General features: G+C 32.2%; 26 protein-coding genes. 12 read left to right on the top strand and 14 right to left on the bottom strand.

Annotated features, from left to right (window positions below; genetic code table 11):
- Window positions 1-62: 62 nt before the first annotated feature.
- The 4 genes from ACVCXO_RS19115 to tsaD all read right to left on the bottom strand — a co-directional run bounded on the left by ACVCXO_RS19115 (window position 63) and on the right by tsaD (window position 2,516).
- Window positions 63-272, bottom strand: coding sequence for a hypothetical protein (locus ACVCXO_RS19115; protein ID WP_452231207.1), 210 nt, complete (start codon window positions 270-272; stop codon window positions 63-65).
- Window positions 273-416: 144 nt separating this feature from the next.
- On the bottom strand, window positions 417-1,040 hold the full coding sequence (locus tag ACVCXO_RS19110; protein WP_452231206.1) for a peptidylprolyl isomerase: 624 nt from the start codon (window positions 1,038-1,040) through the stop codon (window positions 417-419).
- 111 nt (window positions 1,041-1,151) lie between these two features.
- A complete protein-coding gene (locus ACVCXO_RS19105; protein WP_452231205.1) occupies window positions 1,152-1,478 on the bottom strand; it encodes a TfoX/Sxy family protein in 327 nt (108 codons plus the stop codon).
- Window positions 1,479-1,493: 15 nt separating this feature from the next.
- Window positions 1,494-2,516, bottom strand: coding sequence for a tRNA (adenosine(37)-N6)-threonylcarbamoyltransferase complex transferase subunit TsaD (gene tsaD, locus ACVCXO_RS19100; RefSeq protein ID WP_452231204.1), 1,023 nt, complete (start codon window positions 2,514-2,516; stop codon window positions 1,494-1,496).
- Window positions 2,517-2,618: 102 nt separating this feature from the next.
- On the opposite strand from tsaD, the gene ACVCXO_RS19095 reads away from it, so the two are divergent.
- The 6 genes from ACVCXO_RS19095 (at window position 2,619) to ACVCXO_RS19070 (ending at window position 12,264) form a co-directional block, all read left to right on the top strand.
- Window positions 2,619-7,022, top strand: coding sequence for a translocation/assembly module TamB domain-containing protein (locus tag ACVCXO_RS19095; protein ID WP_452231203.1), 4,404 nt, complete (start codon window positions 2,619-2,621; stop codon window positions 7,020-7,022).
- A 154-nt stretch (window positions 7,023-7,176) separates the two neighbouring features.
- Window positions 7,177-8,163 carry a 6-phosphofructokinase gene (pfkA, locus tag ACVCXO_RS19090; RefSeq protein ID WP_452231202.1) on the top strand — a complete coding sequence of 329 codons (987 nt, stop codon included), beginning with the start codon at window positions 7,177-7,179 and terminating at the stop codon, window positions 8,161-8,163.
- A gap of 60 nt (window positions 8,164-8,223) precedes the next feature.
- Complete coding sequence (gene gap, locus ACVCXO_RS19085) at window positions 8,224-9,225, top strand: type I glyceraldehyde-3-phosphate dehydrogenase (RefSeq protein ID WP_452231201.1); 1,002 nt, start codon at window positions 8,224-8,226, stop codon at window positions 9,223-9,225.
- Window positions 9,226-9,283: 58 nt separating this feature from the next.
- On the top strand, window positions 9,284-10,147 hold the full coding sequence (locus ACVCXO_RS19080; RefSeq protein ID WP_452231200.1) for an N-acetylglucosamine kinase: 864 nt from the start codon (window positions 9,284-9,286) through the stop codon (window positions 10,145-10,147).
- Window positions 10,147-10,515: a methylglyoxal synthase gene (locus tag ACVCXO_RS19075; protein ID WP_452231199.1), complete on the top strand. Its 369-nt coding sequence runs from the start codon at window positions 10,147-10,149 to the stop codon at window positions 10,513-10,515. The genes ACVCXO_RS19080 and ACVCXO_RS19075 overlap by 1 nt, the downstream gene beginning before the upstream one ends.
- Window positions 10,516-10,548: 33 nt before the next feature.
- Window positions 10,549-12,264: a phytoene desaturase family protein gene (locus ACVCXO_RS19070; protein ID WP_452231198.1), complete on the top strand. Its 1,716-nt coding sequence runs from the start codon at window positions 10,549-10,551 to the stop codon at window positions 12,262-12,264.
- Window positions 12,265-12,435: 171 nt separating this feature from the next.
- Here ACVCXO_RS19070 and ACVCXO_RS19065 read toward each other — a convergent pair whose 3' ends face one another.
- From ACVCXO_RS19065 to ACVCXO_RS19040, 6 genes are all read right to left on the bottom strand, one after another.
- Window positions 12,436-12,663, bottom strand: coding sequence for a VF530 family protein (locus ACVCXO_RS19065; protein WP_452231197.1), 228 nt, complete (start codon window positions 12,661-12,663; stop codon window positions 12,436-12,438).
- 11 nt (window positions 12,664-12,674) lie between these two features.
- Entirely contained in the window at window positions 12,675-12,833 is a 159-nt protein-coding gene (locus tag ACVCXO_RS19060) for a hypothetical protein (RefSeq protein ID WP_452231196.1), read from the bottom strand.
- Between the two features lie 38 nt (window positions 12,834-12,871).
- Entirely contained in the window at window positions 12,872-13,081 is a 210-nt protein-coding gene (locus tag ACVCXO_RS19055) for a DUF6500 family protein (RefSeq protein WP_452231195.1), read from the bottom strand.
- A gap of 2 nt (window positions 13,082-13,083) precedes the next feature.
- The gene (locus ACVCXO_RS19050) at window positions 13,084-14,379 is read right to left on the bottom strand and encodes a DEAD/DEAH box helicase (RefSeq protein ID WP_452231194.1); all 1,296 of its coding nucleotides are present in this window, start codon (window positions 14,377-14,379) and stop codon (window positions 13,084-13,086) included.
- A gap of 82 nt (window positions 14,380-14,461) precedes the next feature.
- Window positions 14,462-15,505 carry a GMP reductase gene (locus ACVCXO_RS19045; RefSeq protein WP_452231193.1) on the bottom strand — a complete coding sequence of 348 codons (1,044 nt, stop codon included), beginning with the start codon at window positions 15,503-15,505 and terminating at the stop codon, window positions 14,462-14,464.
- Between the two features lie 188 nt (window positions 15,506-15,693).
- Window positions 15,694-16,434 (bottom strand): hypothetical protein, encoded by a 741-nt coding sequence (locus ACVCXO_RS19040; protein WP_452231192.1) that lies wholly within the window; start codon window positions 16,432-16,434, stop codon window positions 15,694-15,696.
- 85 nt (window positions 16,435-16,519) lie between these two features.
- Between ACVCXO_RS19040 and ACVCXO_RS19035 the strand changes: the two genes are divergently transcribed.
- Window positions 16,520-17,695 carry a DUF3667 domain-containing protein gene (locus ACVCXO_RS19035; protein WP_452231191.1) on the top strand — a complete coding sequence of 392 codons (1,176 nt, stop codon included), beginning with the start codon at window positions 16,520-16,522 and terminating at the stop codon, window positions 17,693-17,695.
- A 102-nt stretch (window positions 17,696-17,797) separates the two neighbouring features.
- Here the strand turns inward: ACVCXO_RS19035 and uvrA are convergent, their stop codons facing one another.
- Window positions 17,798-20,584, bottom strand: coding sequence for an excinuclease ABC subunit UvrA (gene uvrA, locus ACVCXO_RS19030; RefSeq protein WP_452231190.1), 2,787 nt, complete (start codon window positions 20,582-20,584; stop codon window positions 17,798-17,800).
- A 237-nt stretch (window positions 20,585-20,821) separates the two neighbouring features.
- Between uvrA and ACVCXO_RS19025 the strand changes: the two genes are divergently transcribed.
- On the top strand, window positions 20,822-21,406 hold the full coding sequence (locus ACVCXO_RS19025; protein ID WP_452231189.1) for an RNA polymerase sigma factor: 585 nt from the start codon (window positions 20,822-20,824) through the stop codon (window positions 21,404-21,406).
- 50 nt (window positions 21,407-21,456) lie between these two features.
- Window positions 21,457-21,603 carry a hypothetical protein gene (locus ACVCXO_RS19020; protein WP_452231188.1) on the top strand — a complete coding sequence of 49 codons (147 nt, stop codon included), beginning with the start codon at window positions 21,457-21,459 and terminating at the stop codon, window positions 21,601-21,603.
- A gap of 63 nt (window positions 21,604-21,666) precedes the next feature.
- Here the strand turns inward: ACVCXO_RS19020 and ACVCXO_RS19015 are convergent, their stop codons facing one another.
- Window positions 21,667-22,248: a GNAT family N-acetyltransferase gene (locus ACVCXO_RS19015; protein ID WP_452231187.1), complete on the bottom strand. Its 582-nt coding sequence runs from the start codon at window positions 22,246-22,248 to the stop codon at window positions 21,667-21,669.
- A gap of 24 nt (window positions 22,249-22,272) precedes the next feature.
- The gene (locus ACVCXO_RS19010) at window positions 22,273-22,929 is read right to left on the bottom strand and encodes an endonuclease III domain-containing protein (protein WP_452231186.1); all 657 of its coding nucleotides are present in this window, start codon (window positions 22,927-22,929) and stop codon (window positions 22,273-22,275) included.
- A 31-nt stretch (window positions 22,930-22,960) separates the two neighbouring features.
- On the opposite strand from ACVCXO_RS19010, the gene bcp reads away from it, so the two are divergent.
- Window positions 22,961-23,413, top strand: coding sequence for a thioredoxin-dependent thiol peroxidase (gene bcp, locus ACVCXO_RS19005; RefSeq protein ID WP_452231185.1), 453 nt, complete (start codon window positions 22,961-22,963; stop codon window positions 23,411-23,413).
- 56 nt (window positions 23,414-23,469) lie between these two features.
- On the opposite strand, the gene ACVCXO_RS19000 is transcribed toward bcp, so the two are convergent.
- Window positions 23,470-24,924 (bottom strand): TonB-dependent receptor, encoded by a 1,455-nt coding sequence (locus tag ACVCXO_RS19000; RefSeq protein ID WP_452231184.1) that lies wholly within the window; start codon window positions 24,922-24,924, stop codon window positions 23,470-23,472.
- A gap of 129 nt (window positions 24,925-25,053) precedes the next feature.
- Between ACVCXO_RS19000 and ACVCXO_RS18995 the strand changes: the two genes are divergently transcribed.
- Window positions 25,054-25,815: an MBL fold metallo-hydrolase gene (locus tag ACVCXO_RS18995; protein ID WP_452231183.1), complete on the top strand. Its 762-nt coding sequence runs from the start codon at window positions 25,054-25,056 to the stop codon at window positions 25,813-25,815.
- 12 nt (window positions 25,816-25,827) lie between these two features.
- A complete protein-coding gene (locus ACVCXO_RS18990; RefSeq protein ID WP_452231182.1) occupies window positions 25,828-26,331 on the top strand; it encodes a hydrolase in 504 nt (167 codons plus the stop codon).
- Window positions 26,332-26,529: the final 198 nt, after the last annotated feature.

The following is a 26,529-nucleotide window of genomic DNA, read 5'->3' as shown; positions in this document are numbered from 1 at the left end:
CTTGTAACCATATGCAAAAAAAAAGAGCCTTAATTTTAAAGCTCTTTTTTTGTTTTTAGAAATTAGTTTGCACAACCACCAATTAAGTCGCCATGTGCAAGATGCGCACGAAGTGCATTTACACTAACTGTTATATCGTGAATATTTGAAGGATTCCCAGGAGGAATATGACAAATAGTTACTTTTTCATTTAGTGCTTGGTTTTCAGTAGAACTACTCATAGATAGAACGCTTACAAAAGCTACGGATAAAATTAAATAGATTTTTTTCATAATTAGTTTGATATTATAGCATTAATAGTATAACCAATTTATTAAATATTTTGTGAGCTAAGAAAAATATTAGACAAACAGTATAAAAAATCTATAACTCAAAATGTAGTGTAAAAAAAAACGACCAATAGCAGGTAGTCGTACTTATTTTAAAGGTTCTACAATTTTTAAGACTTTTACTTCTTGAATTTCTTTGGGGTCAAAGGTTTTTAAAACCACATAATACCATTGGTTTTGTACAATATCGATTGTGAAAACATCTCCGATTTTATAAATACTATCCGCAATTTCAGCTTCAAAAGTTGGATGTGTCACTCCTTCTGCAAACCAGCCTAAATCTCCTCCATGATTTGCATTATCATCCATAGAATACTGCTTCGCTAATTGGCTAAAAGGTGTTCCTTCTTTATATTTTTTAAGTATTTTGTCTCTTGTAGCATTAATTTGTGAAATTGTCATTTTTAAACCATCAAAGAAAATATAACTCACTCTATAATTAGTGGTTGTCACTTTTTCTATGACTTTATATTTTGTTTTTTCTGTGTCATTTTTTACAATAGCTCTTCCGCTTTTATAAAGTTCTAAAGCTAATCCTGTTTGGTGCTTAGCTTCATTAAACGTAACGATTTTATTCTTTTTAGATTTGTTTTCTTTAAGGTATTCTTTTGCTTCTTCGATGTTTACAATAGAGTCAAAATCTTTGACTTGTGCATCTTGAGCAGAAATAGTAATGGAAAATAATAATGCGACTAGTACTAATTTATTCATTTGTATATGGGGATTTAAGCTTATCTAGCAAAAAAACAAAATTTATAGATTATATGAAGGGTTTTTTATAAGGTTATTAACAGAAATTTCAACATCGTACCTAAATACACATTATAATTTGCTCTTTGCGTGTTCTAATCCTAATTCGATGTACTGCAAGAGTTGTGTTTCCGTTTTAATACCTTCTATAGAGACATAAACAAATTCTTTTATTGGTTTTTTGGTAAAATCCATTGGTCTTACAAAGTCTTTCGCTAATTCCATTTCTATTTTATCGGAAATAATTCGAACCATCAAATCCTCTTTCATAACACCAATAGTCATTTTTCCTTCATATAAAAAGGAAATTCCGCCAAACATTTTCTTTTCTGTAAATACTTCCGAATAATAACGAAGTTGTTCTCTAATTCTGTTTGCTAATTGCTCATTAAAAGCCATAGATTGTCTTCTGTATTATATCTTCAATCGGGAAGAAGCAGTAACATCTTGAGCGGAAAAATCACTTTCCAAATATTTTAAATACCCAACAATACCAATCATTGCGGCATTATCTGTGGTGAATTCAAATTTAGGAACATAGGTAGTCCATCCAAATTTTTGCTCGCCATTTTTCAACGCTTCTCGTATTCCTGTATTAGCAGAAACACCTCCACCAATAGCAATATGATTAATGCCAGTTTCTTTGGTCGCAAGCTTTAATTTATCTATTAAAATTCCTATAATAGTGTATTGAATAGAAGCGCAAATATCATTTAAGTTCTCTTCAATAAAATTAGGATTTATTTTTACTTGTTTCTGTATAAAGTAAAGAATTGCAGTTTTTAATCCAGAAAAGCTAAAGTTTAAGCCTGCTACTTTAGGCTTTGTAAATGGAAAAGCTTTAGGGTTTCCTAATTTAGCGCGTCTGTCCATTTCTGGTCCTGCAGGATAGCCAAGACCTAGAATTTTTCCGCTTTTATCAAAGGCTTCACCAACAGCATCATCTATAGTTTCTCCAATAACTTCCATTTCAAAGTAATTGGAAACCTTTACAATTTGTGTATGTCCGCCAGAAATAGTCATCCCCAAAAACGGAAAAGGAGGTTTACTAAATCCTGCTTCGTCAATAAAATGGGCTAAAATATGGGCTTGCATATGGTTCACTTCTATTAACGGAATATCTAATCCGAAAGCTAATGATTTGGCAAAAGAAGTACCAACAAGTAACGAACCCATTAGTCCGGGACCTCTTGTAAATGCAATAGCATGAAGCATTTCTTTTTTTATTCCAGCTTTTTCAATGGCTTGATGCACAACAGGAACAATATTTTGTTGGTGCGCTCTAGAAGCTAATTCAGGAACTACACCACCATATTCTTCGTGTATTTTCTGACTTGCAACAATGTTACTTAAAACCTTGCCGTTTAGCAAGATAGAAGCTGCTGTATCATCGCAAGAGGACTCAATTGCAAGTATGTAAATATTTTGTGTAGACATTAGTAAATATTAGGCACAATAATTGTTAATTTTGACTTCAAAGTTATAACTTTAAAACGTATCAAAAAATTTTTAAAAATAGCATCCAAAATTGTAGCAGTCTTGCTACTGCTTTTCATCATATTGGTGTTGGTACTTTCTATTCCTGCAGTGCAAACTAGACTTGGTAAAATTGCTACCAATTGGTTAAATACGGAATACGGCACAAATATTAACATTAATAGAGTAGGTCTCCAATTTAATGGGGATGTGGAACTTAAAGAAATTCTGATACGAGATTATAAAAAAGATACACTTATTAGCGCCGTAGAATTGAATACTTCTATTTTAAATTTTAATAATCTTATCAATAGTAAACTTGCTTTTGGAGATATAGATTTAGAAGGTTTGATTTTTAATATTAAAACCTATAAAGGGGAAGAAAACACAAACCTTGATGTTTTTGTTGCCCGTTTTGATGAAGATAATCCAAGAAAAAAGGAAAATACCTTTTTAATGTCTTCTAGTGATATTTCTATTTATGACGGTACGTTTCGGCTTATTGATGAAAATAAAGAAACCCCAAAAATTTTAGAATTTAGTGCCATTGATATTAATGCTACTAATTTTTTAATTAATGGACCAAATGTAAGTACTAGAATAAATACACTTGTATTTAAGGATAGTCGTGGTTTAGTGATGAAAAACCTCTCTTCAGATTTTACATATACGCTGGAAGATATCACGCTTGCTAATTTAAAACTGAAAACAACAAACTCTTCTTTACAAGGGGATTTGAAGTTTTCGTATAAAAGAGAAGATTTTTCTGACTTTACCAACAAAGTAAATGTAGATGCTAATTTTACAAAGGCTAGTGTAGCTTTAGATGAATTAAACGCGTTTTATAATGAATTTGGTATTGGTCAACGAGCAGATTTTAATGCGAAAATTTCTGGAACATTAAATGATTTGAATGTTGATAATTTAAATCTAACTACAAATTCCAGAACAAAAATTTATGGTGATATAAATTTTAAAAATTTATTTAATGCTGCAGATGATAATTTTTCTATGGACGGAAAATTTGAAAACCTTTCTTCTAATTATAAGTCCTTAAAAGCATTATTACCAAATGTGCTTGGTGAAGCTATTCCTTCGGTTTTTGATAAACTAGGAAATTTTAATATTAAAGGGACAACCTATATTACAACGTCTACAATAAAAGCAGATCTTAAAATAGATACCGATTTAGGTTATTTGGTTTCTAATTTAGAAATGAAAAAAATAAATGACATCGATAATGCTACCTATAAGGGAAACATTATTTTCGATGATTTTGATATTGGTGCTTTTTTGAATGATCCTAACTTAAAAAAAGCTTCCTTAAATTTAGATGTAGATGGAAAAGGTTTCACAAAAGAAAACCTAAATACACAAGTAGAAGGAGATATTTATTCTATAAATTATAACGAATACATATATCAAAACATTCTTATTTCTGGTAATTTAAAAGATAAGGTATTTAATGGTAAAGTAGATTCACAAGACAAAAACTTAAAGCTTAAATTTAATGGTTTAGCCGATTTTTCGCAAGAAATTAACAAGTTTGATTTTGTAGCCAATGTCGATTATGCAAATCTTAAAGCGCTAAACTTTATTAAAAAAGACAGTATGTCGGTGTTTAAGGGAATTGTAGATATGAAAATGGAAGGTACAACCTTAGACAATGCCGTTGGAAGTATACAATTTAATAAAACCTATTATCAAAATGAAAACGATGAGTATTTCTTTGATGATTTTTCTGTAGAATCTTCCTTTCAAGATACGGTGAGATATATAAATGTAAACTCTCCCGATATTATTGAAGGACAAATGAGTGGCGTCTTTCTTGTAGATGATATAGACGAACTCTTTATTAATGCTATTGGTAGTTTGTATACTAAATATAGTCCTTACGAGGTTTCTACAAATCAATACATAGACTTTAACTTTAAGATTTATAATAAGATTATAGAGGTTTTCTTGCCAGAATTAAAACTCGGTAAAAATACCTTTGTAAAAGGAAGAGTAGAAAGCGACGAAAAAGAATTTAAACTTACTTTTAAATCGCCTAAAATAGAATGGCTGGATTACTTTGCAAATGCTATTGAACTGCAAGTAGATAATAAAAATCCGTTATTTAATACCTATGTAGAAGTAGATAGTTTGCATACAGATATATATAATATTTCAAAGTTTAACCTCATTAATGTAACTATTAATGATACGCTTTTTATGCGTTCCGAATTTAAAGGAGGAAAAACAAATAACGATTTATACGACCTAAGTTTCTATCATACTAAAAACGAAGCAAATCAATCTATCGTAGGTTTTAAAAAATCGGATGTAACTTTTAAAGGAAACAAATGGTACATTAATGAAAATAGAGATAATTTCAATAAAGTAACTTTTGATCCTAATTTTGAAAACTTCCAGCTCGATCAATTTGTGCTGAACCATAATGATGAAGAAATTCGACTTTCCGGAATAATAAATGGCCAAAATAATAAAGATTTAAAACTGAATTTTAAGAATGTATTTTTAGACAAAATAACGCCAGATATTAATGATTTAAGTTTAAAAGGATTAGTAAATGGTAAGCTAGATTTAGTACAAAAAAATGGAAACTACCTACCGGAATCTACTATAACTATTGATGATTTAGAAGTAAACGATTTAATTTTAGGCTCTTTTGATGCCAATATAAAAGGAAACCAGTCGCTAACCAATTACACTATAAATGCAAGCATTAAAGACGATGTAAAAAAATCTTTTAGCGCTATTGGTGATATAGATGTATCCTCAGGATCCTCCAATATAGATGTAGCATTAATTTTTAATCAATTTAATTTACAACCATTAAACCCTTTTCTAGAGGAAGTTTTAAGAGATGTTAGAGGTTTAGCAACAGGAAGAGTACAAGTGTCTGGAGACTTAACCAAACCAAGTATAGATGGTCAATTAGCTTTAGATAAAGGAGGTTTAGGGATTCCTGAATTAAATGTAGACTATAGTTTTGCCGATAAATCTTCGGTCACTTTAAATAACCAGACCTTTAGATTTAATAATATAGATATAACAGATACCGTTTATAATACAAAAGCGGTTTTAGACGGAAGATTAAGTCATGTAAACTTTGGAGATTGGAGTATGAATTTAAATTTGGAAACAGACAGGCTGCTGGTTTTAAATACTACAGAAGATGAAGACCGATTATATTACGGAACAGGATTTATTGGTGGTACTGCAAAAATTTCTGGTCCAGCAAACCAATTAAGAATAAACGTAATTGGAGCAACCAAAAAAGGAACTGTCTTTGTAATTCCGTTAACAGATAATGAGTCCTTTGGAGATAACTCCTATATACATTTCCTTTCTCCGGAAGAAAAACAAGCGAAATTAGAAGGGAAAGATATAACCACAAATGATATTTCAGGATTAGAATTAGATTTCGATTTAGATGTAACACAAGATGCAGAAATTGAAATTGTAATGGACAAAGAAAGTGGAAGTACCATTAGAGGTCGTGGTGAAGGTGGTTTGCTAGTAGAAATTAATACCAATGGTAAATTTAATATGTATGGGGATTTTTCTGTATTCGACGGAACCTATAAATTTCGATATGGCGGAATTATACAAAAAGATTTTACCGTAGTTCCTGGTGGTACACTTGCCTGGGATGGATCGCCACTAAAAGCAAGAATCGATATAGAAGCTATTTATAAAACACAAGCAAATCCATCTCCTTTATTAGATTCCCCAATAAACAGACGTATTCCTGTTATTTTAAAAATAGCATTAACGGGCGAACTAGAAAAACCCGAACCAGACTATAATTTCGAGTTTCCTAATTTAAGTTCTACAGTAAAATCGGAGTTAGACTATAGATTAGAATCTAAAGATGATAGAAGTAATCAAGCTATTTATTTGTTAGCAACAGGATCCTTCTCTAGTAGTTTAAGCGAACTTAATGTAAATGGAACCATTGAAGAACGAATTAACGGTATTATAAATGGTTTACTTTCTGATGGAGATAATAAACTGCAAGTCGGTTTAAATGTAGAACTTGGTGAAAACACACCAGATTATCAATCGGATGATAGGCTAGGAGTAACCCTTCAAACCAATATTAGCGACCGTATTCGTATAAACGGTAAAGTTGGTGTACCAATTGGTGGTATTAGCCAAACAGCAGTGGCTGGAGATGTGCAAATAGATTTTCTTCTAAATGAAGAAGGCACATTTACGGCGAACGTTTTTAATAGAGAAAATAGTATTAGAAACTTTGGTGAAGAAATTGGATACACACAAGGACTTGGTATTGCGTATAATGTAGATTTTGATACTTTCTCCGAACTTCTTCAAATTATCTTTAAAGGAAAGAAGAAAATAAACGAAGAAAAAGAGGAAGAAGAGGCCAAACAAAAAGAAGCAAATGCTTTACCAAATTATGTTGGTTTCAAAAAGAAAAAAGACTCCCTAAATTAACTTTTTTATTAGATTTTACTTCTAAAAACACAATACTTCACATTTAATTTATCAACTAAAACGTTATAGTTTCAACATTGTGTTAAATTATCACGAAAGCTTCCTTTTTTGTTAAATTTCTTTATTAGCTTTACTAAATAATAGATGAAAAATAATGGCAAAAACCATAAAAAGAATTGGTGTTATGACCTCTGGAGGAGATTCTCCAGGAATGAATGCTGCAATACGGTCTGTAGTAAGAGCATGTGCTTATCATAATATAGAATGCTTCGGTATTTATAGAGGATATGAAGGTATGATTGAAGGCGATTTTATTGATATGAATGCACGTAGTGTAAAAGGCATTATTAATAAAGGAGGAACTATTTTAAAATCTGCACGATCTAAAGAATTTAGAACTAAAGAAGGAAGAGCAAAAGCACACGAGCAATTAGTAAAAGCTGGTATTGATGCTTTTGTTGTCATTGGTGGAGATGGTAGTTTTACGGGAGCAATGATCTTCAATCAAGAATTTAATTTCCCAGTAATGGGTATTCCAGGAACTATCGATAATGATATTTTTGGTACCACACATACTTTAGGCTATGATACGGCATTAAATACGGTAGTAGAAGTAATCGATAAAATTAGGGATACAGCAAGTTCACACAACCGCTTATTCTTTGTAGAAGTAATGGGGCGTGATGTTGGGCATATTGCCTTAAATGTAGGTATTGGCGCTGGAGCGGAAGAAATTTTAATTCCGGAAGAAGACTTAGGTTTAGATAGACTTCTAGAATCTTTAAGACGAAGTAAAGCATCTGGAAAATCTTCCAGTATTGTGGTGGTTGCCGAAGGCGATAAAATAGGGAAAAGTGTTTTCGAACTGAAAGACTACGTCGAAGAAAACATGACTGAATATGAAGTTCGCGTTTCTGTTTTAGGACATATGCAACGTGGTGGAGCACCTTCTTGCTTTGATCGCGTTTTAGCAAGTAGAATGGGAGTGAAAGCAGTAGAAAGCTTACTAGAAGGTGAAAGTAATTACATGGTTGGCCTTCAAAATGATGTTATAGATTTAACGCCATTTGACCAAGCAGTAAAAGGAAAATCAAAAATTAACATGGAACTCCTGAGAGTATCAGATATCATGTCAGTATAAAATTAAATATCAATTAAACGTGTGTCTACTAAAAGACCACATAATACCATTAAATAAATTATGTCAACATTAAAATTAGGAATTAACGGATTTGGAAGAATAGGAAGAATCGTTTTTCGTGCAACTGTTAAAAGAGAAAATGTAGAAGTAGTAGCAATAAACGATTTGCTAGACGTAGATCATTTAGCATACTTATTAGAATATGATTCTGTACACGGTAAATTTGATGGTACTATTGAAGTAAAAGACGGAAACCTTGTTGTAGACGGAAAAACAATTCGTATTACAGCAGAAAGAGATCCTAAAAATTTAAAATGGGATGCTGCAGGAGTAGATGTAGTTGCGGAATGTACAGGTATTTTTACCACTTTAGAAACAGCAGATTACCATATTCAAGCAGGAGCTAAAAAAGTAGTTATTTCTGCACCAAGTAAAGATGCTCCAATGTTTGTAATGGGAGTAAATCATAAAGATGTAACAGCTTCAGATAAAATTGTATCTAACGCATCTTGTACTACTAACTGTTTAGCACCAATTGCAAAAGTAATGGAAGATAACTTTGGTATTGAAGAAGCTTTAATGACAACTATTCATGCAGCTACTTCTACACAATTTACTGTAGATGCACCATCTAGAAAAAACTATAGATTAGGTCGTTCTGCAATGAACAATATTATACCAACTTCTACAGGAGCAGCAAAAGCAGTAGGGAAAGTAATTCCAGAATTAGACGGAAAAATCACAGGAATGGCTTTTAGAGTACCAACGGTAGATGTATCTGTTGTAGATTTAACAGTGAAAACAAAAAAGAATACTTCTTTAGCAGAAATTAAAGCAGCTATGAAAAAAGCTTCGGAAGGAGAAATGAAAGGTGTTTTAGGATATACGGATGAAATGGTAGTTTCTCAAGATTTTGTAAGTGATGACAGAACTAGTATTTTTGATTCGGAAGCTTCTATCGAATTAAACCCAGGCTTCTTCAAATTAATTTCATGGTATGATAATGAATTTGGATATTCTAACAAATTAGTAGACTTAGCATTACACGTTAATTCACTTTAATTCAAAAAATAAAAAGCTGTTCATAGATTATGAACAGCTTTTTTTTTACTTTTAGCTTATGATATTAATAGTGGATAGTGGTTCTACAAAATGCGATTGGATTGCAGTAGACGAAAAAGGAAACCAATGTTTTGAAAAAGTAAGAACGAAGGGCTTAAACCCAGCAATTCTTACCGAAAAAAAACTAAAGAAAACCATAAAGAGTAACGACATTCTTATGCAACATAAGAAAGATGTAACACATATTTTCTTTTATGGAGCAGGTTGTGGTACAGAAAAACCAAAAATGCTTTTAAAAGGTGTTCTAGAATCTATTTTCAAAAAAGCAACGGTAGAAGTGCAAGAAGATACTATGGCTGCAGTAAGAGCAACTTTAAATAGTAAAGACGAAGCTGCTGTTGTTTGTATTTTAGGAACCGGTTCTAATTGTAGTTATTTTGATGGGGACAAATTACACCAACGTGTAAATTCTTTAGGCTATACGCTTATGGATGATGCTTCTGGAAACTATTATGGCAAACAGTTAATTCGCGATTATTATTTTGGTCACATGCCAGAAGATTTAAGAGTGGCTTTTGCAGGTAAATATAATGTGGAATCCGATTACATAAAATACAATCTGTATAAGCAACCAAATCCAAATGCATATTTGGCAGCTTTTGCAGAGTTTATGTTTTTAAATAAAGAGTCTAAATATATTACAGACTTAATTAAATCAGGAATTCGCGTATTTGCTAAAAATATGATATTTCAGTTTAAAGAGGTATTACCAAAGGTTCCCGTGCATTTTGCAGGTTCTATTGCTTATTTTTCTCAAGATGAAATAAAAGAAGTTGCAAAAGAATTAGGTTTTACGGTTGGTAATTTTGAAAGAAGACCCATTGAAGGTTTACTTAAATATCATGTAAATCATATAAATTAATGGAGATTGCTATTATAGCTCATGATGGAAAAAAAGCAGAAATGGTTCAGTTTCTAAACGAACATAAATCTGTCTTACTTCAAAAACAAATTTCTTTAATTTCTACAGGTACTACTGGGAAAAAAGTAAAAAAAGCTGGTTTTGAAGTTACTAGATTACTTTCAGGTCCTCTTGGTGGAGATGCACAAATTGCTGCTAGAGTTGCAGAAGGTAAATGTGATATGGTTTTGTTTTTTAGAGATCCTTTAGAAAAACATCCACATGAACCAGACGTACTTATGTTAATGCGTTTATGTGATGTACATGACGTTCCCTTAGCTACAAATCCTGCTACTGCAGAATTATTAATAAAAGGAATTATGTTATAAGAATTTTCAAAAATTAGAATTATCTTGTAACGCATGAAAAATGATTCTTCCTCAGAAAAAGTAAATAAAAATAATTACGATACTATTATTATAGGCTCCGGAGTTGGAGGCTTAACATCTGCTATTTGTTTAGCACGTGCAGGACAAAAAGTTTTAGTCCTAGAGCAACACGATGTTCCTGGTGGTTGGTGTCACAGTTTCTACTTAAATGGCTACAGATTTACGCCAGGTGTCCACTATGTAGGTTTAATGAGTCCGGGAGAATCCTCCAATCAATTATATTCCGGTTTAGGTATTGCAAACGATATCGGTTTTTATAGAATGAATCCGAAAGGATTTGATCATTGTTGGATTGGCGAAGAACGCTTCAACTATAATGCAAATTGGGAAGAATTTGAGCAAGATCTAATTGCCCGTTTTCCATACGAAAAAAAAGGAATCATCAAGTACTTAAAGTTGATTCGTAATGTAGGTAGACAACTACAGCTAATTCCAAAAGTAAAAGGTTTATGGCAACAGTTAACCATTCCTTTCCGTACCAAACACATGGGGAAATATTCTCCATTTACACTAAAACGTGTCATTAATTGGCATGTGAAAGATCCGCTACTACAAAATATTTTAAACATTCAGTTTGGTAACCACGGATTACCTCCAGGAAAAGCTAGCTTTATCATGCATGCAGCCATTATGTGTCATTATGCAGAAGGCGGATTTTATCCAATGGGTGGAGGTGGCGCTTTAGTAAAAGCAATGACCAATAAAATAAAGTCCTTTGATGGAAAAATTCAAACAAGCACTTCGGTAAAACGTATTTTGTTAGAAGAAGGTGAAAAAAACAAAAAAGCGGTTGGTGTCGAATTAGCTTCCGGAGAAAAGATATATGCAGATCGCGTGATATCAAATGCCGATCCAGGAATCACTTACCTTAATCTTATTGGTAAAGAACATTTAAGTACTAAACTTTTAAAGAAATTAAATAAGACGACGTATTCTTGTACTTCATTAATGCTGTTTTTAACCGTAGATATGGATGTAAAAAAAGCAGGTTTAGATTCTGGAAATATTTGGAGAATACCAAACCAGAATATGGATGATTCTTATGCAGATATGCAGAAAAAAAACATTCTGGATGGCGAAGAGTTTTCAGGAATGTTTATAAGCTGTACTTCCTTAAAAGATCCTATCAGTTTTGATGGACGTTACCACACTATTGAAGCTATAACCTATATTCATTATGATGCTTTTGAAGCATTTAAAAATGAAGATGTAGAACGCTCCTCAGAATACGTAGCATTTAAAGAACAAATTATTCAGAAGTTTTTAGTCACTTTAGAAAAAGTGCTTCCTGGTATTACTCCAAAAATTGTACACCAAGATTTGGGAACACCAATGACCAATGAGTATTATATTAATTCTACCGAAGGAAGTGTTTACGGAACAGAAAAAAGCCTACGACATATTGGGCCTTTCTCTTATAAACCAAAAAGTGAAATAGAAAATTTATACATGTGTGGTGCATCTATTGCAGCACATGGAGTAACTGGAGCAGGTTATTCAGGTGTGCAAACAGCAGCGACTATTTTGGGTTGCCAACAAGACGATTTATTACAAGAAGATACTACACAAGAACTTCGAATTTTTGAAGCGGAAGATGCTTCTAACTATCCGGAATGGATGCTTAAAAAGATGGAAGTTAAGAAATTGCGATTGGCAAAAAATGATGTGTTTGCGGACGCAGATAAATAATTGTTATTTATAAAATAGCTTCGCATTTTAGGTCAAACTCTCCGGATTTTCTAAAGAAAATCCACCTCTCTTTAGCTAAAGAGAGGAGCGGGTACTAACTTTGTGATACCTGCGCTACTTTTAGTTTGTTTTTTAAATGAAATAGAAGAATGCGGTGTTTGTTATGTACTATTAATTACGCTTTTTAGAAAGCATTTTTAAATACAAATTCTCCACTTTGGTTCTAGCCCAAGGCGTACGTCTTAAAAACTTTAAACTAGATTTTACAGAAGGATCCTCTGTAAAACATCTAATTTTTATGGTATAGCCTAAATATTCCCAACCATAATGAGCAACCAATTCGTTTATAATTTGCTCTAGTTTGACACCATGTAAAGGGTTGTTAGGTTGTGTATTCATAATGAATTCTGTTATAAGGCTGGTTTGCTAACTTTTCCCGTAATTACTAATCCAATTCCGATACCAATTAAAACGCCAGAAACAAAATCAGTAGCATCATTTTCTAAAGTGAACTGAATAATAATTCCGATAACTAATAGTACTAATCCTATAATTCTTGTTTTATTCATATTTCTTTGTTTTGCGTGTTTGACGTAACAATAAGTAACTATTCGACTAAAGCCTTAATCTTAACCGCTTTTTCAAAATGGTCTAACTTTTGTGTCATAATCCACCAAGTGGCAGCTTCCATTAGTAATTCAGGATTTTCATTTTTGTTCGCGAAAAAGGCGTAAAATGATAAACCTACATTTTCGCCTTTTTGCTGAATTTTTAAAGTACAGACTTTAATTATTTTATCTCTTAAAGCTTCTGTCATTTTTATGAATTTCTGGTACGTCTAGAATTTCCACTTTTATTTCTATTCGAGTTATTCGTTGCTTTGTTAGAAGAAGCTTTTCCTTTTCCTCTAGAATTAGAATTTCCTCCTCCAGAGTTTCTTCCTCTCCCTTGACCTTGTTTTGCTGGTTCTGTTGGTTCATTCGGATCTGGTTCAAAACCTTCTAATGTTTCCGAAGGAATTTTCATTCCAACTAATTTTTGAATATCTCTTAAATAACCAAGTTCTTCCGTACATACTAAAGATAATGCTTCTCCTTTAGCTCCAGCACGACCAGTTCTACCAATTCTATGCACGTAATCTTCGGATATATTTGGTAACTCAAAATTTACAACATGCGGAAGTAACGGAATATCTAATCCTCTTGCAGCAATATCTGTAGCTACTAGTACATTTACTTTTCCGTTTTTAAAACCCGCTAATGCTTTGGTTCTAGCTCCTTGACTTTTATTTCCATGAATGGCAGCTGCAGGAATATTTGCTCCTACTAATTTCTTAGTCAAATTATTGGCACCATGTTTTGTTCGTGTAAAAACTAAAACTTGATTCCATTGTCCATCAATAATAAGCTTTAAAAGTAAAGCTGTTTTTTTAGCTTTTGCTACACGATATACCTTTTGGTTAATAGCATCCACTGTTGTGTTTTCTGGAGTAGCTTCTACTTGAATAGGGTCTTTTAGAATACCATTAGCAAGTTTTTTAATGTCTTTAGAAAACGTAGCTGAAAACATTAAATTCTGTCTTTTAGCTGGCATTAACTTCATTACACGCTCGATATCTCTTAAAAATCCCATGTCTAGCATTCTATCTGCTTCATCTAAAACAAATATTTCAACACGTTTTAAAGATAGTAAGCCTTGGTTTTCTAAATCTAATAAACGACCTGGAGTTGCGACTAAAACATCAACACCTTGACGTATGGTTGCAGCTTGTGGTTTTTGGTTTACTCCACCAAAAATAACAGCGCTTCGGATGTCTAAAAACTCACTATATTCTTTAACGTTAGCATACACTTGTGCAGCTAATTCACGTGTTGGCGTTAATATTAAAGCACGTATTGGTCTATATTTTTCTTTCGGATTTTCGGAAAGTAAATGTAATAAAGGCAAGGTGAAACCTGCAGTTTTTCCTGTTCCTGTTTGTGCCGAAGCTAAAACATCTGCTCCTAATAAAATTGGAGGAATTGCTTTTTGTTGAATTGGACTTGGAGTAGTATATCCTTTTTTCTGGATTGCTTTCAATAAGGCTTCTGATAAGCCTAAAGATTTAAATGACATATAGTAATTGTTAAATGACAAATTATATATGCCATTTTTTTATAAGTTGCAAAGGTACGTTTATTTATTTTGGTGTCCCTGTTTATTCTTTAGTATAAACTTGATTCTCTTGCTCGGCAACACGAATAAAAGTAGTTCTTTTGGTAAGTTCTTTTAAACGAGATGCACCAACATAAGTGCAAGTACTTCGTAAACCACCAAGAATATCTAGTAAAGTGTTTTCTACTTTTCCTTTAAATAAGACTTTAACGGTTTTACCTTCGCTAGCTCTATATTCTGCAACACCACCAACATGTTTTTCCATAGCAGTATTAGAACTCATACCATAAAATTGCTTGTATTGTTTTCCGTTTTCAGTTATGCTTTCGCCTCCAGATTCTTCATGACCAGCAAGCATACCGCCCAGCATTACAAAATCTGCACCAGCACCAAAAGCTTTTGCTATATCTCCTGGAGTTGTGCAACCACCATCACTAATAATATGACCTCCTAAACCATGCGCTGCATCTGCACATTCAATAATTGCAGATAGTTGCGGATAGCCAACACCTGTTTTTACACGTGTGGTACAAACGCTTCCCGGACCAATACCTACTTTTATAATGTCCGCTCCAGAGAGTAATAATTCTTCAACCATTTCACCAGTAACTACATTTCCTGCAATTATTACTTTGTTAGGATATTGAGTTCTTGTTCTTTTTACAAAATCTACAAAATGTTCTGAGTAACCATTAGCAACATCAATACAAATAAATTTATAATTCGGATTCACTTTAAAAATAGAAGCGAGCTTTTCGGCATCCTTTTGTCCTGTTCCCGTACTAATTGCAATATAATTTTCAATACCTTCCGGAGAATTCTTAGAAAAATTTTCCCATTCGGCAATAGAGTAGTGCTTATGTATTGCTGTAAATAGTCCTTTTTCGCTTAATGCTAAAGCCATTTCAAAGGTGCCAACGGTGTCCATGTTGGCAGCCATAATTGGAATGCCTTTCCATGTGATTTTACTATTTAAAAATTTAAATTCTTGTTGTAAAGATACTTGTGACCTGCTCTTTAAAGTAGAACGTTTTGGTCTTATCATTACATCTTTAAAACCGAGTTTAATATCGTATTCGATACGCATTTGTGGTTAGGAGTTTTGGATTACTTTCAAATGTAAATGATATTCTATTCTTGTAAAAATGAAATATCTTTATGGAAGGAATTAATTATTAACAAGTGTTGATAGTTATAGGAAACATAAAAACCTCACGAAGTCGCTTTGGGAGACTGTCTCGTGAGGTTTTCGTTATTATTTTATAAAGGTTATTTCTAACGCTTTGCTTTTTTTAATTTTTTAAGTTTTTTCTGCTTAACGGTTTTACCCTCTTTTTTGTAGTAGTAAAAATCATCGTTGTTATAATTGTTGTGATCATTATCCCAATCATTATGGCTATCAAAATGATGAATAGAACAAGAGTGCATTCCACAAACACCACAACCTTGGTTGCTATAGTTTACATGCCCATTTATTGCTATTACGTTTCCGCTTCTATCATATCTAATATATAAACCACCAACTTGATCTAACATGCCATATCTGTTATAATTAATGTACACAGAGCCCAAACGTTTTACTTGTCCTTCTCTGTTATAGTTAACAAATACATTTCCAATTCTTCTCACTTTTCCATCTCTATCATGTGTTATAATAACGCCTCCTCTTGGTATATTTGATGTTGCATAGGTTACTCTAGTTCCTGGAGCTCCAAAAGTAGTATTGACAGATCTTGTTCTAGTGCTAGTTCTAGTATTTGTGTTCACACGTGTATTTGTTGTTCTGTAATAATTGTCACCTTGTGTATAGTCTAGATTGGTATTAAAATCGAAACTTCCGTCAGGAAAAATTAGGAACTCCACGCCACGTTCTACAAATTGAATTGGTTGTGCAAAACTGTAGCGTGAAATATTTAAATCTTCACCTTGTTTTTGTGTTGCAGTATTTTTTTCTGCTGCTGTTACAGTTGTTAATGTGATTAACATTCCTGTAAATAATAGTACTAATTTTTTCATAGTATTTAGGTATTAGATTATGCCTACTCATTTAGCTTTTCGGCGTACGCTATTTGTTTTGTAAGTTTCAATTGTCGTGCCAAAAATGTATTTTATTGATAGTCAGCATTTTGAATTAGGTATTTTTGTCCTTTCTTTTTTCTATTTTTATACAAACCAACCAAATACCATGTCTGTACAATTAAAAGATTGTAAGAATTGCGAAAAACCTTTTGATGAAGCCTATGAATTTTGTCCACATTGCGGACAAAAAGATAAAGATGAATTAACTCTTGGTGTTTTATTTTACAATACGATAAGTAACTATTTTTCTTTTGATGCTCGTTTTTTCAAAAGCTTTTTTCCGCTACTATTTAAACCAGGTTATTTAGCGGAGAAATTTATTGAAGGTAAGCGCTTACTGTATTTACATCCAGCACAAATGTATTTGTTTGTGGCTATCGTTTTTTTCTTTTTGAATTCTTTTCGAATTGACAATTGGTCTAATCAACTTGATTCCCAAATAGGAAAGGTATTTAAAGGAAATGAAGTAATAAACACCAATACAGGAAATCGAGTAACAGATTCTATTAATGGAGTAAAACTAACCAATAGGATAAAGCAAGACTCAATAGATAGAATAGAAGTTAGAGAAGTTTTAGAAGCGAATAAGATATACACTGGTTTTTCAGAGAAGCAAATAGATTCTATTGTTTCGAGTGAAGGTTTTAGAGCTGTAGATTTTTCTTTTGATTATACTAAAAAGTTGGATTCTTTAATAGCAGTAGATGCTCCTAATAAATTAATTTATAAGGAGATGGGAGTAGAAGGTGCTAGCGGAAGGTTCTCACAACGCTTTCTTTCGCAAGGATTAAAGTTTTATAAACAACGAAAAGCTGGAGGCATATTTCAATCTTTTTTTGATACCATGTCTATTGCTATGTTCTTTATTTTACCAATTTTTGCTTTACTACTGAAACTGTTTTTCAGAAAGAGCGGACGATATTCACACCATTTGGTATTCAGTTTTTATTATTTTGCTTTCTTGTTTACTGTTTTTAGTCTGATTGTAGGAGTGAATTATATTGTAGACATTCCAAATTGGATAGATTGCCTGATTGTATTCTCTACTTTTATTTATCTTTTTGTAGCTATAAAACGCTTTTACAAACAAGGATGGTTTAAAAGTTATTTGAAAACAAGTTTAGTCACCTTGCTGTTTTTCCCAGTAGTTTCTATTGCTGGAAGTATTGTACTTGTGTTTGCCATTTTGTTGTATTAGATTTTATAGTACAAAGGAATAACAAAAAGTGAGAGAAGGAAACTTCTCTTTTATAAGCATAAAATTACCAATTATGGGAAGTTCCTCTTAATGACAATTATATTATAATTTGTCCTTTAAATACTTCCCAGTAATGGAAGCTTTTACTTTTACAATTTCTTCGGGTGTTCCAACAGCTACTAGTTTTCCTCCAGTTTCTCCACCTTCCGGACCTAAATCGATAATATGATCTGCACATTTAATCAGTTCTATATTATGTTCTACCACAATAATAGAATGTCCTTTTTCAATTAAAGCATAAAAGGATTTTAAAAGCTTTTGTATATCATGAAAGTGTAATCCTGTGGTTGGTTCATCAAAAATAAAGAGCGCTTTTTCTTGTCTGGAACCTTTTCCTAAAAAGGTTGCAAGCTTAATACGTTGTGCTTCTCCACCAGAAAGGGTAGAAGAGCTTTGTCCTAAAGTAACATACCCTAAACCTACGTCTTGTAAAGGTTGTAGTTTTCCTTGAATCTTAGTTTGTTCATGTGCTGCAAAAAAAGCAATTGCATCATCAATAGTAAGATTTAAAATATCGTCTATGTTTTTGTTCGCAAAGGTTACTTCTAAGACTTCCTTTTTAAAACGCTTTCCTTTACAGGTTTCGCATTCTAAATGTACGTCTGCCATAAACTGCATTTCAATAGTTACTTGACCTTCTCCTTTACAGGTTTCACATCGTCCTCCATCGACATTAAAACTAAAATGTTTGGCTGCATAATTACGAATCTTACTTAATTTCTGACTTGCATACAAAGCACGAATATCATCATAAGCTTTTACATAGGTCACAGGATTAGAACGTGAAGAACGACCAATTGGATTCTGGTCTATAAACTCAATGTGTTTTACATTGGAGTAGTTTCCTCTTAACTCGGTAAACTGTCCGGGTTTATCCCCAAAACCAGTTAAGTGTTTTTGTATAGCAGGAAACAAAATTTTCTTGACAAGTGTACTTTTTCCACTTCCGGAAACTCCAGTAACCACGGTTAACATTCCTAAAGGAAAAGTAACATGTATATTTTTAAGATTATTTTCTCTCGCTCCAACAACTTCTACAGCATATTTTGAGGTTCTTCGTTTTTTAGGAACTTCAATTTTTAGCGTTTCATTTAAATATTGGGCAGTTAGTGAATTAGAAGCTAAAATGTCTTTAAAAGTTCCGGTTGCAACAACGTGACCACCTAAAGTTCCAGCTTCTGGACCAATATCAATAATTTCGTCTGCTTCTTTCATGATGTCTTCATCATGCTCTACCACAATTACTGTATTTCCTAAATCACGAAGTGCTTTTAGAACAACAATCAAACGTTCTGTATCTTTAGGGTGCAGACCAATACTTGGTTCATCTAATATATACATAGAACCTACCAAGCTACTACCTAAAGAGGTCGCAAGGTTTATTCGCTGACTTTCTCCTCCAGAAAGGGAATTTGATTTTCGGTTTAAAGTTAAATAGTCTAAACCTACGTTAGATAAAAAGGAAAGTCGGTTGTTTATTTCTTTTAAAAGTCGTTTTGCAATGGTTATATCATTATCATTTAACTCTAATTGTTGAAAGAAAATAGCCAATTTATTTAATGGCATTTCTACCAAATCGGTAATCGTTGCTCCACCAATTTTAATATAATTAGCTTCGACACGTAAACGTTTCCCATTACAAACTTTACATTTTGTTTTTCCTCGGTAACGCGATAACATTACTCGGTTTTGTATTTTGTATGCTTTGCTTTCTAATTCGGCAAAGAAATTATTTAGACCTTCAAAATATTGGTTCCCCGTCCAAATTAATTGCTTTTGTTCTGCGCTTAACTCAAAATAAGGTTTATGAATAGGAAAATTATAATGATGCGAATTATTCACCAATTGATCTTTATACCAACTCATGCTTTCTCCTCGCCAAGGAAAAATAGCATTCTCATACACCGAAAGTGCCGTATTAGGAATTACTAAATCGTCATCTATTCCAATAACATCACCATAACCTTCACATTTAGGGCAAGCTCCATACGGGTTATTAAAACTGAATAAATGCACATTTGGTTCTAAAAACAAAATGCCGTCTAATTCAAATTTATTACTAAAGTGCTGTTGTTTATTATCGCTTAAAGTTTCTATGTAACATTCTCCTTTTCCTTCAAAAAAAGCAGTTTGAGTTGCATCTGCTAGTCGGTTATAAAAATCTTCATCATCTTTTGTGATAATTCGATCTACCACCAAAAAGATATCTTTTACATTCGCTTTAATATCCTGGGTTTCGTCTAAGCGAATTATATCCTCTTTAACTTTAATTCGGGCATATCCTTGCTGATTTAGAACTTTCAGTTTGTCTTGTAATTCTCTTCCTTCTTCTAAATGAATAGGAGCGAGGAGCAATAGTTTTTCTCCTTCCGCAAAAGATCTTACATATTTAATGACATCTGCAACGGTATCTTTTTTTACTTCTCTGCCGGATTTAGGAGAGTATGTTTTTCCTATTCTAGCAAATAAAAGCTTTAGGTAATCGTAAATTTCTGTACTCGTACCAACGGTAGAACGCGGATTTGTAGAATTTACTTTTTGCTCGATAGCAATTGCTGGAGCAATCCCTTTAATGTAATCTACTTTGGGTTTATTTAATCTTCCTAAAAACTGTCTTGCATAACTAGATAAGCTTTCTACATATCGTCTTTGTCCTTCTGCATATAAGGTATCAAAGGCTAAACTAGATTTTCCAGAACCAGATAAACCGGTAATTACTACTAATTTGTTTCTTGGTATTACGACATCTATATTTTTAAGGTTATGCAATTTTGCACCTTTTATAATGATGTTTTTTTTAGGATTTACTTCCGAAATATTAGTGTTCATAAGCTTTTAAAAGAATAATTCTGCAAAGATACTACAACTAGTTCAGCTTAAAAAATAGATTATTGTGTAATAAAATGTTAAAAAAAGTATTTATTTTTTGTTTTTTAGGAATGATTCTTGTTATATTTGACTCATACTAACATATATAACAAAATACTAGCTTATAGCATAACATTACTTTTTAAATTTTAACCCCAAGTATTAGAAGGCTTCCTTCTATGCGAAAAAGTAATCATTATGCAAAAAGAACTTATAACCGACGCTACTCTTGTTAGTAACTACATTAAAGGAGATGAAGGCGCACTAGGAATTTTAATTACTAGACACAAACAGCGAATTTACAGTTTTATATACTCTAAGGTATATGATAAAGATATTGCGGAAGACATTTTTCAAGATACTTTTATTAAAGTAATACGAACATTAAAAAAAGGTTCTTATAACGAAGAAGGTAAGTTTTTACCTTGGGTTATGCGTATATCGCACAACTTAGTTATTGATCATTTTAGAAAAAGTAATAGAATGCCTAAATTTAGTAATACTGGTGAGTTTAGCATTTTTTCTGTACTTAGTGATAGCGCTTTAGATGCTGAAAAAACACTAATTAAGGAACAAGTAGAACATGATGTTAGACGCGTTATGAATGAGCTTCCAGAAGATCAAAAAGAGGTTTTGGTAATGCGTATGTATAATGATATGAGTTTTAAAGAAATTTCTGAAAAAACGGGTGTAAGCATAAATACCGCTTTGGGGAGAATGCGTTATGCTTTAATTAATATGCGAAAAATTATTGATAAGCATAATATTATTTTGACAAATTAACAATAATATAAAGTTTGTTACGTTTTTAGGGAATAACAAACACATTTTAAATGGCAAAACTTTACTCTAAGCATCCTGAAAAGGAACAATTAAACTTGAACCCTAAGAAAGAAACAGTAGATTTTCTTCTTAGTTATTCTAAAGCATTACGTGTATTACAATTTAATAATATGAAGTTTGAAACACTTCTTAACTAAATAAAAAAAGTCCGGATGTAGTTATCCGGACTTTTTTTATACCATTAAATGATTTTAAAGGAATTAATTGAGTCTTAAAAAGTACATGGAAAACCCTAGGGATTCTTCTTTTTTAATGACTTTAAATCCGAATTTTTGATACATTTTTACATTCTTTAAAGATGCAGCATCAATTATTACTGGTAATTCTGTATTTATATATTTATTTTTTACTTCTATCATTAATCGAGCGGCAGTTCCGTTTTCTTTATATTCGTCTCTAACACCCATAATCATAGGTCTAATATGGTTTTCTTTCGGATAGTTCTTATTCGCAATTATTTGTCTTTTTAAAACGCCGTAAACATGTGCAATACCAATGCACTTAAAGGCTAATTTAATATCTAAAGCTATGGTTTTATAGGTTACCTTTTCCTTGTGCGGAAATTTTAATAGTAAACATGCTTTATTGTTATTAGAAATATAAACTTCTCCAAATAAAATTGCTCTTTCAAATAGATACTCCATCAATATATGCATGCGTTCTATTCTTTTTTCATCTTGTTTTACTACTAGATTTATCGAATTGTTCTCTTGTAATGGTGAAAATGCAGAAACTAATATTTCTGATACTATTTTTTTATCTACGTAAGTTGCTTTTCTCAAATTAATAAGGTGTTAGTCGTTTTATTATTTTTTTGAATTGTAATATGCTTTTAAAACCGTACTTCTGCCAATAGTTTTAGTAATAATATCTTTTTCTAAATCCCAACCTCTAGCAGGAGAGTATTCTCTACCATACCAAATAATTTGTAAATGTAAGTCATTCCATATTTCTTCAGGAAAAATACGTTTTGCATCTTTTTCAGTTTGGGTTACATTTTTTCCGTTGGTTAAATTCCAGCGATACATTAATCTGTGAATATGAGTATCTACAGGAAAAGCAGGAACTCCAAAGGCTTGACTCATTACTACACTTGCTGTTTTGTGTCCAACCGCTGGAAATGCCTCTAAAGCTTCATAGCTTTGAGGTACTATTCCGTTGTGTTTTTCAATTAACATTTTAGATAAACCATAAATACCTTTGCTTTTCATTGGTGACAAACCACAAGGTCTAATGATTTCTTTAATCTCTTCCACAGATAATTTTACCATATCATAAGGATTGTCTGCTTCTGCAAATAACAATGGCGTGATTTTATTAACGCGTACATCTGTACATTGCGCAGATAGTAAAACGGCAACTAATAAAGTATACGGATCTTTATGATCTAGCGGAATTGGTATTTCCGGATAAAGTGCATTTAACGTTGTTATAACAAAATCTACTTTTTCTTGTTTCGTCATTATTGTATCTTTGATAGCAAAAATAACAATTATGACGACATTACAAGTAGGAGATACCGTTCCAAATTTTACAGTTAACAATCAAGATGGTGAATCTGTATCCTTAAGTGATTATAAAGGGAAAAAACTTATTGTTTTCTTTTACCCAAAAGCGAGTACGCCAGGTTGCACAACAGAAGCTTGTAACTTGCGTGATAACTACAAAGTATTGCAAAATCAAGGGTATGAATTGCTTGGTGTAAGTGCCGATTCTGAAAAAAGACAAACCAATTTTAAAAATAAATATGAATTTCCTTTTCCTTTATTGGCAGATGAAGATAAAGTGGTAATTAATGCCTTTGGTGTTTGGGGAGAAAAGAAATTTATGGGAAAAACCTATGATGGCATTCATAGAAAAACGTTTCTAGTAGATGAAAATGGAGTAGTAGCTCGTGTGATTGATAAAGTAAAGACAAAGGATCACGCAGCGCAGATTTTAGAATAAATAAAAAGCGACCATTATAGTAATGGTCGCTTTTTAATTTTTATTTAAACTGTAGTTTATTGATCTTCACTATAAAGTTCTTCCGTTTCACAACTAAATAAACTTTTTTGTTTTATAATTTTAGATACACCTTCAGGAAGCATGCTTTCCCAACCAGATTCTCCGTTAGATATCATTTTTAAAACCGTACGAGAAAATACAGAAAGTATTTTAGGGTCATAATCTGCTATATCTACAACTTTTCCGTTGTATTTAAAGAATTTATACAATTCTTTCATTCTAGGATGCACTTTTAAATCTTCACTAGTAGTTAAGGTACCATCTCCATTTTCCATAGGATATAAGTACACACGTAAATCTTTAAAGAATAATTTACCAAACGCTTCTAAAATTCCTCCACTTAAATGGCGATAATATTTTTCGTCAAAAATATCGACTAGATTATTCACACCCATTGCAAGTCCCATTCTAGCTTTCGAGTATTGTGAGAAGTATTCCACTAGTTTATAATACTCTTGAAAGTTTGAGATTAGAACGGTTTGACCAAGCGAACAAAGTAATTTTGCTCTATCCATAAAGTCTTGCTCGTCAATTTCTCCTTCTGCACGTAGATTAGATAAAGTAATTTCAAACACTACTTGTGTTTTCTCTTCGTCTACTTTATTTTCTTTAATAAACATGTCATAAGACTTATGGAACATATCCATATTTACCTTAGTAACCGGTCTAAAACTACCACGAAGTGCTAAAATATTCTTTTTATAAAGTACTCTTGCTGGTAAAACATTGTTGCCATCTGGAGCAAACATGACCGCATCTGTCATGCCATTTTTAACCAGTTGTAAACTCATTAATCTATTATCTACATCTTCAAAAGCAGGTCCGGAGAAATTAATAGTATCAATTTCTAACTGGTCTTTATCTAAGTGATCGTATAAATATTTTAATAATTTTTTAGGTTCATTATATTTATAGAAAGCACCATAAATAAGGTTTGTTCCTAAAATACCTAAAGTTTCTTGCTGTAATCTAGCATCATTTTCTTTAAAACGAACATGTAGTATAATCTCGTTATAATCTTGATCTGGATCTATTTGGTACTTAATACCTACCCAGCCATGACCTTTGAATTTTTTAGCAAAATCGATAGTTGCTACGGTATTTGCGTACGAGAAAAATAATTTATTAGGATGGTCGTCACGAGTTAATCGCTCTTCCATTAATCTAACTTCATGATTTAGCATCTTACGTAAACGTGCCTCTGTTACATAACGTTTATCTTCTTCAATACCATAAATGGCATCACTAAAGGCTTTGTCATAAGCAGACATTGCTTTTGCAATGGTTCCAGAAGCTCCTCCAGCTCTAAAAAACTGACGTACCGTTTCTTGTCCGGCGCCAATTTCGGCAAAAGTTCCATAAATGTTTTCATTTAGGTTTATTCGAAGTGCTTTTGTTTTTAACGAAGGGATTTCATCAAATTGTTTATCACCTTTAATGGTTATTTCCATTTTAAATTTGGTTTACATGCTTTTAGATTACCATTTATACATTGAACGTATAAAGGGCATAACAAAGATATTAAATTAGTGTACCAAACAAAAAAATAAACTTATTTTTGTTTTAAAATCTATAGATAATTGAAAGTAACTTTTCTTGGCACAGGAACTTCGCAAGGTATTCCAGTTATTGGAAGCACACATCCCGTTTGTTTAAGCGATAACGCGAAAGATAAAAGATTGCGCGTTTCTGTAATGATAACGCATAATGATAACGTTTATGTTGTGGATTGCGGGCCAGATTTTAGAGCGCAAATGCTAAATCAAAATGCGACTACATTAGATGCTATTTTATTTACGCACGAACATGCAGATCATACTGCAGGATTAGATGATATTCGTCCTTTCTTTTTTAAGCAAGGCGATATACCTATTTATGCACATGAAAGAGTGATTAAATCCCTTCGTAAACGATTTGATTATATTTTTGAAACCGAAAATAAATATCCTGGAGCACCAAGTGTAATAGAAAATGAAATTACGAATACTTCTTTTTTTATAAGCGATTTAAAGGTAATTCCAATTAATGGCATGCATCATAATTTGCAAGTTTTTGGATTCCGATTTGAAGATTTCGCGTATTTAACAGATATGAAAACCGTTGCAGACGAAGAGGTTGAAAAGCTTAAAGGTTTAGATGTCTTGGTCGTTAATGCATTACGTGAAAAAGAACATATTTCGCATTTTAATTTAGAAGAAGCACTTGCATTTATTGAAAAAGTAAAACCTAAAAAAGCCTATTTAACGCATATAAGCCATTGGCTAGGTTTTCATGATGAAGTACAACAAAAACTTCCTGAAAACGTTTTCCTGGCTTACGATGGATTAACCCTTAACCTATAACTAATTACTATTATGAAGAGTAAAATTTTTATGTACTTGTTTATTTTTGCAGCATTACTTGTGGTGTTTCAATATGTGAATTCTAAAAAAGTATTTGAAGCAGATAAAGTGCAACTAGAAGGCTATGTAAATAAAATTGAAAAGTATAAAGATTCTGTTACTGTTTTGGGAGACAAAGCTTTTCAATACGCAGAATTTAGTTTGGGATATTCGGATGAAGCTTTAAATTACATTGAAAAACGTGGTTATGAAAGTGATCAATTAATTGCACTTATTGAAGAATCGCTTTATGAGTTAAATTTAAAAGAAGGAGATAATCCTTTAGTGCCTTACGCCGCAATGTCTTCGGGTGGAAAAATGATTATTAATGCCATTCGCGTACTAAACCACAAATGGTTAATTTGTAACTTTAATGATGGCGAATATTGGGGTGAATTATTTTTAAAATATACTATTGGTGAAAATGGTAAACTTACTTTTGAGGTAGTAGATTCTTTGTTGTATCCTACTAATTAAAAAAATGTTTATATAAAAAAAGACCACTAATTTTAGTGGTCTTTTTTTATATTTATTATGTCACGTCCTGAAATAGCGATACACTAAAACCTTAGTGTAATGAAACCAATAGAAAAGACGGACTACGTCAAGCGTACTCAAAAGGATTACTCTCTTTCTTTTAAGTTAGAAGTTGTCATGGAAATCGAGCAAGGATTT

The sequence above is a fragment of the Lacinutrix sp. MEBiC02404 genome (assembly GCF_053601575.1).
The sequence above is the reverse complement of the archived record's forward strand: the minus strand, read 5'-3'. Positions and strand labels throughout refer to the sequence as shown.

Coding starts and splice junctions, on each gene's coding strand:
- ACVCXO_RS19115 (WP_452231207.1), bottom strand. CDS start 272: ATGAAAAAAATCTATTTAATTTTATCCGTAGCTTTTGTAAGCGTTCTA.
- ACVCXO_RS19110 (WP_452231206.1), bottom strand. CDS start 1,040: ATGAATAAATTAGTACTAGTCGCATTATTATTTTCCATTACTATTTCT.
- ACVCXO_RS19105 (WP_452231205.1), bottom strand. CDS start 1,478: ATGGCTTTTAATGAGCAATTAGCAAACAGAATTAGAGAACAACTTCGT.
- tsaD (WP_452231204.1), bottom strand. CDS start 2,516: ATGTCTACACAAAATATTTACATACTTGCAATTGAGTCCTCTTGCGAT.
- pfkA (WP_452231202.1), top strand. CDS start 7,177: ATGGCAAAAACCATAAAAAGAATTGGTGTTATGACCTCTGGAGGAGAT.
- gap (WP_452231201.1), top strand. CDS start 8,224: ATGTCAACATTAAAATTAGGAATTAACGGATTTGGAAGAATAGGAAGA.
- ACVCXO_RS19080 (WP_452231200.1), top strand. CDS start 9,284: ATGATATTAATAGTGGATAGTGGTTCTACAAAATGCGATTGGATTGCA.
- ACVCXO_RS19075 (WP_452231199.1), top strand. CDS start 10,147: ATGGAGATTGCTATTATAGCTCATGATGGAAAAAAAGCAGAAATGGTT.
- ACVCXO_RS19070 (WP_452231198.1), top strand. CDS start 10,549: ATGAAAAATGATTCTTCCTCAGAAAAAGTAAATAAAAATAATTACGAT.
- ACVCXO_RS19065 (WP_452231197.1), bottom strand. CDS start 12,663: ATGAATACACAACCTAACAACCCTTTACATGGTGTCAAACTAGAGCAA.
- ACVCXO_RS19060 (WP_452231196.1), bottom strand. CDS start 12,833: ATGAATAAAACAAGAATTATAGGATTAGTACTATTAGTTATCGGAATT.
- ACVCXO_RS19055 (WP_452231195.1), bottom strand. CDS start 13,081: ATGACAGAAGCTTTAAGAGATAAAATAATTAAAGTCTGTACTTTAAAA.
- ACVCXO_RS19050 (WP_452231194.1), bottom strand. CDS start 14,379: ATGTCATTTAAATCTTTAGGCTTATCAGAAGCCTTATTGAAAGCAATC.
- ACVCXO_RS19045 (WP_452231193.1), bottom strand. CDS start 15,505: ATGCGTATCGAATACGATATTAAACTCGGTTTTAAAGATGTAATGATA.
- ACVCXO_RS19040 (WP_452231192.1), bottom strand. CDS start 16,434: ATGAAAAAATTAGTACTATTATTTACAGGAATGTTAATCACATTAACA.
- ACVCXO_RS19035 (WP_452231191.1), top strand. CDS start 16,520: ATGTATTTTATTGATAGTCAGCATTTTGAATTAGGTATTTTTGTCCTT.
- uvrA (WP_452231190.1), bottom strand. CDS start 20,584: ATGAACACTAATATTTCGGAAGTAAATCCTAAAAAAAACATCATTATA.
- ACVCXO_RS19025 (WP_452231189.1), top strand. CDS start 20,822: ATGCAAAAAGAACTTATAACCGACGCTACTCTTGTTAGTAACTACATT.
- ACVCXO_RS19020 (WP_452231188.1), top strand. CDS start 21,457: ATGGCAAAACTTTACTCTAAGCATCCTGAAAAGGAACAATTAAACTTG.
- ACVCXO_RS19010 (WP_452231186.1), bottom strand. CDS start 22,929: ATGACGAAACAAGAAAAAGTAGATTTTGTTATAACAACGTTAAATGCA.
- bcp (WP_452231185.1), top strand. CDS start 22,961: ATGACGACATTACAAGTAGGAGATACCGTTCCAAATTTTACAGTTAAC.
- ACVCXO_RS19000 (WP_452231184.1), bottom strand. CDS start 24,924: ATGGAAATAACCATTAAAGGTGATAAACAATTTGATGAAATCCCTTCG.
- ACVCXO_RS18990 (WP_452231182.1), top strand. CDS start 25,828: ATGAAGAGTAAAATTTTTATGTACTTGTTTATTTTTGCAGCATTACTT.